The organism is Hymenobacter crusticola, assembly GCF_002154225.1.
Classification (GTDB): domain Bacteria; phylum Bacteroidota; class Bacteroidia; order Cytophagales; family Hymenobacteraceae; genus Hymenobacter; species Hymenobacter crusticola.
The window spans coordinates 337,936-349,443 of the sequence record NZ_MTSE01000002.1; the positions used below are offsets into that span (position 1 = coordinate 337,936).

Sequence of the window (11,508 nt, forward strand, 5' to 3'; positions counted from 1 at the left end):
TAAAGGACATAAACAGAGGGATTGTGACTTCGTCTGACAAAGGAGTATTTAGAATTATATCAATAGTAAATAGGGTCGCAAAATTCAACGTATATAAGTAAAGTTCTAATGATCAGAGGATTGAATTTTGTAGGAACTTAGATAATTCCTGATCCGAATAGGATACATTGATCAACGCGTTGGTAAAGTTCACCCGATTTGTGACGCGTGTAATATTCATTATTTACCTGTGTGCTCATCAGGGCGCGCCAGCTGACGAAGGGCCAGCATTGTACCGAGAAGCAGCAAGCCAGGCTCAACTATTAGCCACCAAGCCGCGGAGTCCAGGCGGGCAGTGGCCATTAGGCGTCCCCAACTCGCTATTTCTGTTGGCAAACCGATACCTAGGAAGGATAGCGTGGTTTCTAAGCCAATGAGGGCAGCTATGCTAAGCGGGAAAGCCGTACGGACACTTCGGCTAGCGTTGGGCAGCACATGATAGATGAGGATAGACATATTTGTGAGGCCTGTTGCCCGCACAGCCTCTATGTATGGCAGTGCTCGTATCCGCATAACTTCTGCCCGAATCAGACGGGCGGGGCCTGTCCAGTAGGTAAGGCTTAGCACAAGTAGTAAAGTAAAAACGGATGACTCCTGCACAGATGCAATTACTAGCACCAGTATCAATCGGGGAATCGACTCCAGCAAAGCAATAGCGCTCATTACAAGCTGATCGACGGGAAAGGTCAGCGTTACTCGCTGCAATAGCTCCACGTGTCTAGTAGCTAAGAGGCTAACAAGAGCAAAGCTCGTGGCCGTAAGGGGCCAAGCTAGCTCAGGCGCTGGCCAGAGACGAAAGATGCTGAGAAAACCCGTGAGCAAAAGACCACCGACGCCGAAGCAGTGACCTAGCGAAACGCGCAGACTCGTGTTACCCCAAAAGCCGGCCGCGCTACCTAGTAGTATCCCAACCCCCACCGCTAGTAAAGCAGCTGGTATACTAATTATTAGCGTGGTACGAGCACCAAAAACCAAACCCGCGAGCAAATCACGACCTAGGGGGTCAGTACCGAGCCAGTGCCTTGACGCAGCTAATGCTGTAAAAGGCGGCTCAGACAGATGCGTTAGGTCCGAGTCGCCGGGAGCATAGGGGAGCGGTAGCCAGTCTGCCAGCGCAGCTACGAGAAGCAAAAAAGCCAACCAGCCGAGCGCAACTAACTTCCGGCGATTACTGAAATAGCTTGAAAAGCTCATAGCTGCGAACGAAGGCGCGGATCAAGCTGCCAATAAAGCCCGTCGGCTACAATGTGAGAGAGCAGGCGTACGGAAGCTATCAGCAAAACGCTTCCTTGTAGCACTGGGTAGTCGCGCGCCGCTGCGGCATCTGCTAAAAGCCGCCCCATGCCAGGTAACGCAAAAATTACTTCTACAACGACCGCGCCGGCAACCATAGCGGGCAATAAGTCTGTGACCAGAGCGACAACTGGCAACAAGGCGTTCCGGAGGGTGTGGTGGCGTACCACCTGCCGAAACGCTAGCCCTTTCGCGCGCGCCGTGACAGCATAAGCCGTCTGTAATTCGTGCTGTAAGGAGGCATCTAGCTGCGTAACCAAGCCTGGTAGAGTGATCAGCACTAAGCTAAAGACAGGCAAAGCTAGGTGGTGCAAGTAGCTTCCTACGTTCGCAAGCCACGTATCGGTGGGTTCTGGGTTATCAAAGCCATAAACTGGGAATAGCGCCAGCATATCCGGATTGGCCAATAAATACAGCAACACTAGCGCTACCACAAACAAGGGCAACGCATCAAGGCTATATAAAATAGTCAACAAATAAGAGCGCCAACGCGAGTGCCGTGTCATCCACAACGATAGCCACAAGGCTGCTCCGATAGCCAGAAAAGCAGCCGCTGCGGTAAATGGTAACGTGAAGCGCAAGGTTTCGATAAGTAGGCTAGCTACGGGTTTGTTGTCGCGATAGGAGCGACCTAGCTCGCCGCGCACGACATCGAGCCACCACAGGTGATATTGATTCCGTAGGCCGTGCCAACGCCAGTGGCTCTGTCCACCTGTGGCGGAGCGCTGAATGGAGAAATAAAAAACAGGCTTATCTAGGCCCAAGCGTCGGCGTAGTTGTAGCTCTAGAGCTTGGCGTTGAGGTGCTGTAATGGCTCTACTACCCGTATCAAGCTGACTTTCGATTGCACGTGCCAGCAATTGATCATCAGGCAGCGCCCGGCTCAGCAAGAAAAAGACAGAGACAATGCCCCAGGTAACCGGAAGCAGCCGCAGCAGGCGAGTAAGCAATAAACGTAGCATCAACCAACCTATTGGCTATTATGGGCTGGTTGGGTAATAATGGCTTTTACCTCATAACCAGGTTTTATTCCTGAAGGCTGCAAGTTTGCAATTTGATTGGAAGCAACTAACCGATAAGGAAGAAAAAAAAGCGGTACTAAGGGGCTTTCTTGTTGGAGCAGGAGCTGAAACTTACGCAGCAACAGCACCTTGCGCTTTTGGTCTGCTTCCGCAGAAATTGCTTCAATCAGTTTGTCGCTGTTAGCTGTGCCAAAACGCGTGTAATTGAGTACACCAATGCTGGCCGTGTGCAAGATCGGGGCAAAGTTGAAGATGAACGGGTTGCCAGCTATCGTCCGGATATAGACATCGTAACTCCCTTCACGCAAGCGTGCCGATAGGAGCGAGCTTTCTGTTGGCTTCAGATTAATTGCAATGCCTATAGCCTTTGCCGCATTTTGAAATTGAAGACCAATTTGTTCGAACAGGGGGTCATTGGCGCGGTAGTTAATGGTAAAAGCTAGCTTCTGTGCTGCGCCATTAACGGTACGCCGGAACCAATTACCATCAGCTTGCCGGAGCCAACCTGCCTTTTGCAGCAGGACTACTGTTTGGGCCGGATCATACGAAAGCAGCGGTAGGCTATCATTGTAGTAAGGTCGGCTTCGTTTGCTGATTAAGCCAACGGTACGCTCTGCCAACCCGTACTCAGTTGCCTGGATTAAGCCAGGAATGTTCAACAGATGGCTCAGTGCTTGCCGCGTCAGCCGATCCTCCAGCAAAGGTTGCTTGGTGTTGAAGCCGAGCGTTACAATCTCGTAGGAAGGATGCGTGTAGAAGTTTAGCTTCTGCCTAGCACTTGCCGACGCGCGTAAGCTGTTAAAGTCTTTGGCCGGAATTAACGGATAAACGTCAAGCGTACCTTCCCGGAGCGCCAGTAGGGAAGTGCCTGGGTTCGGAATGATCCGGTACTCAATGGCTTTAGGATGAGCTGCCAGTTGAATAGGAAAAGGACGTAGCTGAGTAGCCCACCAGTTGGACTTGCGCCGAAACCGCAGGAACTGTCCGCTTTGCCACTGCTCTAACTGATATGGCCCGCAGCCAGGCAGCCGGTCGGGGTGGTGAGCTAGGTCGGCGGCCTGATAACGGCTTACAAAAGCCGACAGCACAGGGTTGCGGGCAAGCGTAACCGTATCACTGTGTTGGAGGTAGGTTAAGCTAATCGGACGCAAGGTCCCTACTTTATCCAAGGCGTACTCAGGCAAAATGAAAAAGTTGCCGGATTCCCTGATGTAGTCTGGCGACTTGCCCTTGCACACAAGCGTGAAACGCCGTGAATCGTGTGGATCAAATTGGATATCCCGAATAAAATCGAGCCTAACTTTTATGCCTTCGTTCGGTAACCCCGGACAATTCATTGCCTTCAAAGTAAAGGCCACATCGTGAGCTTGCACTGGCTGACCGTTATCCCAGGTTGCTCCATCACGCAAGGTGTATGTTATCAGCGTCAGCGAATCCTTGTAGCGAACGACGGGAGTCTTGCTCGCTAGCCACGGAATCAGCTGTCCTTTCGGGTTATCGAAAGCTAGGAGGCTAGTGTGCAGCAAATTTAAGCCTTCGTCTGCATAAATGTTGGCCATTGCCAACGGGTCCAGGGTTTCTGGGTCTTGTGCCCAGCGGATACGAATAGTACCGGAATGCTTCTTCGGACCCGAACAAGCAATGCATTCCGTGATAATAAATAGGATGAATATAAACTTAGCTATTCGCAACATTGCCTGGTAACCACACGAAACGGCGGCTACCAGGCAAGTTAGGCAATAATTGAAATAGTCGTCAGATCAAGCAGACGCTATGGCTTAGTGACCATCGCCCCAGCCGCCAGCGCCGCCACCTGTAACAAGGTGACCATCGCCCCAGCCGCCAGCACCGCCGCCGGTTTCGCTCGTGAGGTGACCATCGCCCCAGCCGCCAGCGCCACCACCGGTTTCGCTCGTGAGGTGACCATCACCCCAGCCACCAGCACCGCCGCCAGTTTGCAATGAGGTTTGCTGGGCAGGCGTGATAGTTGTAGTAGGGTTGCCAGTAAGGGTGGCGAATTGGAAAAGGGCGAGGGCGATGAGCTCGAACATAATGTTATTTATTTATGAGAGTTGGGTTTGTGTTTCAGGCGTTTGAATGACACAAATTTGGCTCATTGCGCACCTCATGTAAAGGAAGCTTTGATTCGTTCTATGACTTGTATAATGCGAATAAATTATTAAACTTTATTACGATTCTAAGATAACTGAACACTTTTATGCATGAGCACTAATGTTTTTTATCTCATGAATAGTATGATTTTTATCTAAAATTGTGACATTACAATTTCTATATTTACTCAATTATCCACGATGCAAAGTAGAGCTGTGCTAAAATCAATAAAAAGGAAGAAATTTGATTTTTTGTGACATAGATTCATTATAGACCTAGGCTCTTTAAGATGCGTTTTATGATGCTGAAAAGCCCTTCTTGTTATGGATGAACTAGCCAATTTAGCCCGCATTGTGACCGATCGTCGTCTGAAAGCGACTCCGTTACTGGATTTTGGAAGTAAAAATGTTTCCAACAAGGAAGTCGAACTCGTGCGACTTTTAGAAAAAGCGCCAGATAGCACCCAACTGCAACTGACAAAAACGCTGTATGGGTCGGTAAGCGGGGCTAATCAAGCCGCTTTGCGCAAGTTGAAATCGCGCGTGCAGCAGAAACTGCTACATCACTTATACTTTCTAGATCAATCGGACCCCCGGCATTTGGTGTCCAGGCAGTACGAATTGCAGTGCATTGAACTTCTGCATCAAATAAGTGTGCTCCAAAGTGAAGGAGAGTACAAGATGTCTGAGCGTTTGCTGCGTAAGTGCTTGCGGCTCGCTATTGATGGTGAGTTTACGCAGTATACCGTAATGGCTGCGCGCCTACTGCGGAATGTGTACGCTCAGCAACGGCAGCCCGCACTTTACAAAGCTGCTTCAGTACAGCTTACGCACTATCAGCGGCAATTAGAGCTAGAGGAGGAAGCAGGGCACTTGTACTGGGCAACAAAAATGACTCAGACGCACACTGTACGCAGCAGCCGAAATCTTCTCAATAAGCTTCCAGATTACCTCCAACGCTTGCAAACGCTGCATAAGCAAGCAAAAAGCTACGCTACTTTCCACTACCATTATACTACGCAGCTGATGTATGAAGGTATGATTGGAAACTACGCGGGCATCATCCGTCTAACGATGGATGCCGCACGTTTGGCAGCTAAAGGCAAGATCAACCGAAAGCGTTTTGATAAGCGGTTCAATCATTTCATGACGGTTTATGCCCACTTGCGGAGCCGACAAGTGGAGGAAGGCCTGAAGCTGGCTGAGGAGTATTTCAAAGAATTTCACCCTTCCTCAGGCAACTGGTTTTATTTCTTGGAATATTACCTGTTGCTTGCCATTCATGCGAAGAACTATACACGAGCGCAAGAGCTGCTAAAGCTCGCTCGCCAAAATCCGTATTATCGCAAGCAGCGTGTAGCCGCGCAGCAGCGTTGGGAGCTATTTGAAACGTACCTACACTTTGTGCAGCCCGAACAGTCGCCGCTACGGCGGTTGCATTTCTCGCAGTTTGTCCTGACCGTACCGGATTATAGCCGCGACAAGCGCGGCCACAACGTTGCCATTCTGATTCTACAGTTTCTGCACTACCTGCGCAACCACGATGCTGAGGGGCTGCTCACCCGGATGGAGGGCTTACGAAAGTACCAGCAGCGCCATTTGCGAGAAGCTGAAACGTTGCGTAGTCAGCTTTTTCTGCGCCTACTCATGCTTACTATTAAGGAAAACTTTGATGTGCAGGCTTGCGAGAAAAAAGGGCAAGCGTTGCTCACTCGTTTGCGGGAAACCCCGCCACCTGGAGAAGCTTTTGCGGAAATAGAGATTATTCCCTACGAGGAGCTGTGGGCGCTGACGTTAGAAATCCTACAGGTAAATGCCAAGGAGCTAGCTACTTCTGAATTGATGGCCTATAAATAATAAGCAAGCTAGCTTCGAGGCCGTTGGAGCAGCTTCTGGGACAGTCGGCTATCATATCGGAGAGATAGAGTACGGCAACCTACGTCAGGGTTGCGTTTTAACAAGTTATCAACGTAGTTGGAGAAGCGACAGTCGTGCGCTAAGGAGTTTGGTCTGTCTTATCGTAGGTCTAATAACGACCACTAGTCAGCTAAGCTTCTGCCAGCATAACAAGGCAAGGCGTGCTGGCTGAGCCATATACGTTTATTTCTACTCCCTCTCCCCGACGATGAATAGAAGAAAGCTGGTTAAAAACCTAGCCCTAGCCGCGCCAGCCGCGTGGCTACCTAGCGTAGTAGCGGGCCTCAACTGGAGCCCGTTGGCCCCTACCCGTGGGGTAGCTGCCGGAACTTTCCAGCCTACTTGGACCTCATTGGCTCAGTACCAAACTCCCGCGTGGTATCGTGATGCAAAGTTTGGGTTATGGGCGCACTGGGGGCCGCAGTGCCAACCCGAGCGCGGCGACTGGTACGCCCGCGGCATGTACCAAGAGGGTAGCGACCAGTACAAGTATCACGTGGAAAAGTATGGCCATCCGTCCAAATTTGGCTTCAAGGACGTGATAAACGAGTGGAAAGCCGAAGAGTGGAACCCCGACGAGTTACTGGCGCTGTATAAGAAAGCTGGCGCTAAGTACTTCGTGTGCCTAGCCAACCACCACGACAACTTTGACTTATACACTAGCACTCACCAGCCTTGGAACTCAACCCGCCTAGGGCCCAAAAAAGACCTGGTAGGCGGCTGGGCTAAAGCCGCCAAAAAGCAGGGCTTGCGTTTTGGGGTGAGTGTGCACGCCGCCCATACCTGGAGCTGGCTGGAAACCAGCCAGCGCGCCGACAAAAATGGCCCGTTAGCCGGCGTACCCTACGATGGCAAAATAACCACTGCCGAGGGCCAAGGTAAGTGGTGGCAGGGCTACGACCCACAAGCCCTCTACGCCCAAAACCACCCTTTGAGCCAGAACAGCCAAGACAATGGCATGATCCATCGGCAGTGGGATTGGGGCAACGGCGTGACGCCACCCAGCAAAGAGTATTGCGAGAAGTTCTACAACCGCACCATCGAGCTGCTCGACAAATACGAGCCCGACCTAGTGTATTTCGACGATACGGCTTTGCCGCTTTGGCCCGTCAACGACGCTGGCCTGCGCATTGCAGCACACATGTACAACACCAGCACTCAGCGCCATGGCGGACGCAATGAGGCCGTTATCACCGGCAAAATCCTGACCTCCGAGCAGCGCAAGTGTATGGTCTGGGACATTGAGCGCGGCCAAAGCAACGAAATCGAGCCCCTGCCCTGGCAAACCTGCACCTGCCTGGGCCAGTGGCACTACGACCGCCGCATCTACGATCATCATGGCTACAAGAGTGCTCAGACGGTCATTCATACCCTCATCGACGTGGTGAGCAAAAACGGCAACCTGCTCCTGAGCGTGCCTATTCGTGGCAACGGCAGCATCGACGATCAGGAGCGCGCCATCGTGGAGGGTATCGCCGCCTGGATGCAAGTCAACAGTGAAAGCATCTACGGCACGCGTCCCTGGAAAATTTTCGGCGAAGGCCCCGCCCAGGAGAATGCTGCCGCTCTCAGCGCCCAGGGTTTCAACGAGGGCAAAGGCAAGCCTTTTGGGGCCGAGGACATCCGCTACGTTGTCAAAGGCAAAACGCTCTATGCCACTGCCCTAGGCTGGCCCGCTAACGGCCGCTTGCTGCTCAAGGCATTGGCTGTAGGCGGGTCGCACTATGCTGGTGACGTTAAGCGGGTAGAATTATTAGGTAGCGCTGGCAATATCTCATTCGAACACACCCAAGAAGGCCTAGCGCTGGTGCTCCCCTCACCAAAGCCCAATGCTATTGCCTACGCCTTCAAGATTACGCCAGCTTAGCTGTGTGGTCTTTCTGGCGATAGGTAGTGCCATAGGTAAGCTGCGAGGATGTAGGGAATAGGGAAGGCGAAACCTGCGGGACAAGTATGCAATGGCAGATGGCTTATCCTGTGCCGAATGTCTTAGCGCGACCTAACCTAGGCTAGTCAGCTTACTAAGGTATTTACTCCTCAGATTGGCTGTTAATTAGGTAGCACCCCAGGTAAAAAACAGAGTATATGCAGTTAGAAAGCGGTTTCGAGCGAAACCTCGTCAGATGAAGGCTGAAGAAAAGTTAACCTCGTCTTTAGCCAAACTTCATTTGGTGCGGCTAGTATTGTAGTAGGTAAGCTCCACCTTAGCCTAGCTGCCTACTGGCGCGGCGAGGGCGGAGCTGTCTAGCACTTTCAATCCCCTCACCCTTGTCCGTTGCCTTAATGAAAAGCCTGTACACCATTGGCCTGCTCGTTCTTTCCAACATCTTCATGACACTGGCCTGGTACGGGCACTTGCAGTTCAAGACGATGCCAGCGTTCCGCAATATCTCCCTGTTTGGGGTGATTATGATCAGTTGGGGCCTTGCCTTCTTTGAGTATATTTTTCAGGTGCCAGCCAATCGTATTGGCTACAAAGAAGACGGCGGGCCATTCTCGATGTTTGAGTTAAAGACGATTCAGGAGGCCGTTTCGCTGATTGTGTTCACGCTAATCACCGTTTACTTTTTCAAGACGGATAAGCTCGCCTGGAACCACTTGGTAGGCTTTGCGCTGATTGTGCTGGCCGTCTTTTTTATCTTCAAAAAGTGGTAGAGCGCTCAAGTAAGCGCGTTCGTCTCTGCTTTTTCGAGCTAGGTCATGGTCGCGGATAAGCGCCGCAGCATTCGGGCTTTAGCCCCTATGAACCTCTTCCTGGCTGATGTGCGCGACGGGGTAGGGCCTTACCTAGCTATTTATCTGCTCACCGTACGCCACTGGCAGCCGGGCCCAATTGGAATTGCCATGTCGCTGCCCGGTTTAGTGGCGGTGCTGTTACAGACGCCGGCCGGCTCCTGGGTTGATAACTCGCAACACAAGCGCCGGTTGCTGGTGCTGGCCTCGGCCGTGGTAGCGGTGAGCTGCCTTGTGGCCGTCACGTTTGTGTCGCCGGCTATTATCTATGCTACCCAGGCGCTTACCGGCGCTGCTACGACCATTTATGCTCCTGTAGTAGCAGCCATTACGCTAGGGTTGGTAGGCCACCGGCGCTTTGCCCAGCAGACGGGCCGTAATGAAGCGTTCAATCATAGCGGCAATGTATTAGCGGCTATGCTGGCGGGGCTTATTGGCTATTATTGGCGTTACGAAGGAATTTTCTATCTCGTGGCGGCCATGTGTGTGCTTGGGAGCTGGTCAGCGCTGCGCATCGACCCCGCGGCCATCAACAACGAGCTAGCTCGTGGCCAGAGCGCCGATGCTTCTGACCCAGCAGCAGAAAATAATAGCGCTACAGTATCCGCGCCGGTCGCAGGCCCTACGGCTGGAATACGTCAGATGCTCGCCAACCCACGCATACTGCGCTTTGCTGTGGCCGTCGTGCTGTTTCACTTTGCCAACGCGGCCATGCTGCCGCTTGTTGGGCAAAAGCTAGCTCTCAGCAACCAAAAGGCATCTGCGCTGTTCATGTCGGCCTGCATCATTGTGGCGCAGCTCGTGATGGTGCCAGTAGCTGCTTGGGTGAGCCGGCGGGCGCCGGAGGCGGGGCGCAAACCGGTATTTCTGCTGGCTTTTGCGGTGCTGCCGATTCGGGGCGTGCTCTACACCCTCAGCAACAATGCCTTTTTTCTGGTCAGTGTGCAAGTGCTCGATGGTCTGGCTGGCGGAATTTTTGGAGTGATAAGTGTCATCATGATTGCGGATCTTACCCGTGGCACCGGCCGCTTCAACTTCGTGCAGGGGGCCATTGCTACGGCCCTTGGCATTGGGGCAGCCCTGAGTACGGTGGGTGCAGGCTACCTCGTGCAGCACTTTGGCTACCGCGCTGGCTTCTTAGCGTTAGCAGTAGTAGCGACGGTGGCATTGGGCTTTTTCTGGTACTGTGTTGAGGAGACAAACCCTGTGCTGGCGCCTAACCAACTGCCCGAACCGGCAACGAGCTAAAGCCGACCGTTGGCCGCCGCGCCAGAAGAGTACGACCTAGCTCCATTCTTTTTTTCGTGAATACCGGCCCGCATCGCCTAGCCTCAAGGAATAGTGCAGGCTGCCAATGAGCAGAGCCAAGACGCCAGGTGTTCCAAGGCGCCACTCAACTGGGACTGAAGAAAAATTAATTTCCGCTTAAGTTGGTCCTAAGCCGAGGACGACAACTTTGAGGCAGACAAACGGAACGACCCGGTTGTATAATCCTACTCATCTTTATGTTGTCCTTCGCAGTAAAACCCGTTTTCGTAGCCAGCGTGGCCTTGTTCCTAGTCGGCTCTCCTTTGGCGTTTGCCCAGCAAGCACCTAGCGCTTCTACCCCGTCGACTAAGGCAAAAGTTAAAACTAAAGCTGGCAAAGCTAGCCCAGCCACTCCACCGCCCGCCCCGGCCAACGGTTCTGCCCTGGCGCCACCTACCGGTGGTCCCCAATCCGGTGCCCCCGGCGGCCCACCCCGCCCGCCACGGCCCGGCGATGGTCCGGAAGAACCGAGGGGCAAAGCTCGCGTGCAGGAGCTGCATGATTTCAGCGGCACGCTGACGGAATACGTGGCCACCAACGACGATCAGGTGTACGACAGCTTTGTTTTCAAAACCAGCGCAGGTACCGAAACCGTCCTCTTTCCTCGCCATCTAGGTCAAGCCCTACTCGCCGTGGCGAAAGTTGGCAGTCAAGTAAGCATAACCGGCTTCCGTGACACCAATCCGCAAGGACAGCCGAGTCTGCATCTGGTGGGTTTGAGTGCGGGTGGACAAACTGTACGCGACACCCCGCCGGTCCGCCCCGCTACTCCACCTGCCGAAGAAACCACCACGGCCCGCGGCACGGTGCAGCGCCTAGGGCAGGACCCCCGCGGCCGCACCAACGCCGTGGTACTTAACGACGGTACCATCCTGCGCCTACCGCCCACGGCTGCGGAGCAACTCGCCAACAAGCTGAAAGTAGGTGCCACGGTAGCCGCTACCGGCGCGCTGCGGGCCTCGGTGCCTGGCGAAGTAGCCGCGAAACCTACGCGCGTTGTGCGCACCCAAACTATTACCCTCGACGGCGTTCAGTTCTTGGTGCAATAAGCCCACTTAGCCTTACTGCCTTGTTCTTCAATCAGC

9 protein-coding genes are annotated in these 11,508 nt (G+C 53.0%); 5 read left to right on the top strand and 4 right to left on the bottom strand.

Annotation, left to right across the window (positions count from 1 at the left end; translation table 11 throughout):
- Positions 1-219: 219 nt before the first annotated feature.
- The 4 genes from BXP70_RS04755 to BXP70_RS04770 all read right to left on the bottom strand — a co-directional run bounded on the left by BXP70_RS04755 (position 220) and on the right by BXP70_RS04770 (position 4,405).
- Entirely contained in the window at positions 220-1,170 is a 951-nt protein-coding gene (locus tag BXP70_RS04755; RefSeq protein ID WP_179197591.1) for an ABC transporter permease, read from the bottom strand.
- Positions 1,171-1,229: 59 nt separating this feature from the next.
- Positions 1,230-2,294 (bottom strand): ABC transporter permease, encoded by a 1,065-nt coding sequence (locus tag BXP70_RS04760; protein ID WP_086592878.1) that lies wholly within the window; start codon positions 2,292-2,294, stop codon positions 1,230-1,232.
- Between the two features lie 8 nt (positions 2,295-2,302).
- Positions 2,303-3,913: an ABC transporter substrate-binding protein gene (locus tag BXP70_RS04765; RefSeq protein ID WP_179197592.1), complete on the bottom strand. Its 1,611-nt coding sequence runs from the start codon at positions 3,911-3,913 to the stop codon at positions 2,303-2,305.
- 219 nt (positions 3,914-4,132) lie between these two features.
- Complete coding sequence (locus BXP70_RS04770; protein ID WP_086592880.1) at positions 4,133-4,405, bottom strand: hypothetical protein; 273 nt, start codon at positions 4,403-4,405, stop codon at positions 4,133-4,135.
- A 384-nt stretch (positions 4,406-4,789) separates the two neighbouring features.
- Here BXP70_RS04770 and BXP70_RS04775 point away from each other — a divergent pair, with 384 nt between their 5' ends.
- The 5 genes from BXP70_RS04775 to BXP70_RS04795 all read left to right on the top strand — a co-directional run bounded on the left by BXP70_RS04775 (position 4,790) and on the right by BXP70_RS04795 (position 11,472).
- Positions 4,790-6,322, top strand: a complete 1,533-nt coding sequence (locus BXP70_RS04775; protein ID WP_086592881.1) for a hypothetical protein — start codon at positions 4,790-4,792, stop codon at positions 6,320-6,322.
- Positions 6,323-6,590: 268 nt separating this feature from the next.
- Positions 6,591-8,249 (top strand): alpha-L-fucosidase, encoded by a 1,659-nt coding sequence (locus BXP70_RS04780; protein WP_086592882.1) that lies wholly within the window; start codon positions 6,591-6,593, stop codon positions 8,247-8,249.
- Between the two features lie 416 nt (positions 8,250-8,665).
- A complete protein-coding gene (locus BXP70_RS04785; protein ID WP_086592883.1) occupies positions 8,666-9,037 on the top strand; it encodes a DMT family protein in 372 nt (123 codons plus the stop codon).
- Positions 9,038-9,124: 87 nt separating this feature from the next.
- Positions 9,125-10,363 carry an MFS transporter gene (locus tag BXP70_RS04790; protein ID WP_245849507.1) on the top strand — a complete coding sequence of 413 codons (1,239 nt, stop codon included), beginning with the start codon at positions 9,125-9,127 and terminating at the stop codon, positions 10,361-10,363.
- A 257-nt stretch (positions 10,364-10,620) separates the two neighbouring features.
- Positions 10,621-11,472, top strand: coding sequence for a hypothetical protein (locus BXP70_RS04795; protein ID WP_086592885.1), 852 nt, complete (start codon positions 10,621-10,623; stop codon positions 11,470-11,472).
- Positions 11,473-11,508 lie beyond the last annotated feature (36 nt).

Coding starts and splice junctions, on each gene's coding strand:
- BXP70_RS04760 (WP_086592878.1), bottom strand. CDS start 2,294: ATGCTACGTTTATTGCTTACTCGCCTGCTGCGGCTGCTTCCGGTTACC.
- BXP70_RS04765 (WP_179197592.1), bottom strand. CDS start 3,913: ATGGCCAACATTTATGCAGACGAAGGCTTAAATTTGCTGCACACTAGC.
- BXP70_RS04770 (WP_086592880.1), bottom strand. CDS start 4,405: ATGTTCGAGCTCATCGCCCTCGCCCTTTTCCAATTCGCCACCCTTACT.
- BXP70_RS04775 (WP_086592881.1), top strand. CDS start 4,790: ATGGATGAACTAGCCAATTTAGCCCGCATTGTGACCGATCGTCGTCTG.
- BXP70_RS04780 (WP_086592882.1), top strand. CDS start 6,591: ATGAATAGAAGAAAGCTGGTTAAAAACCTAGCCCTAGCCGCGCCAGCC.
- BXP70_RS04785 (WP_086592883.1), top strand. CDS start 8,666: ATGAAAAGCCTGTACACCATTGGCCTGCTCGTTCTTTCCAACATCTTC.
- BXP70_RS04790 (WP_245849507.1), top strand. CDS start 9,125: ATGAACCTCTTCCTGGCTGATGTGCGCGACGGGGTAGGGCCTTACCTA.
- BXP70_RS04795 (WP_086592885.1), top strand. CDS start 10,621: ATGTTGTCCTTCGCAGTAAAACCCGTTTTCGTAGCCAGCGTGGCCTTG.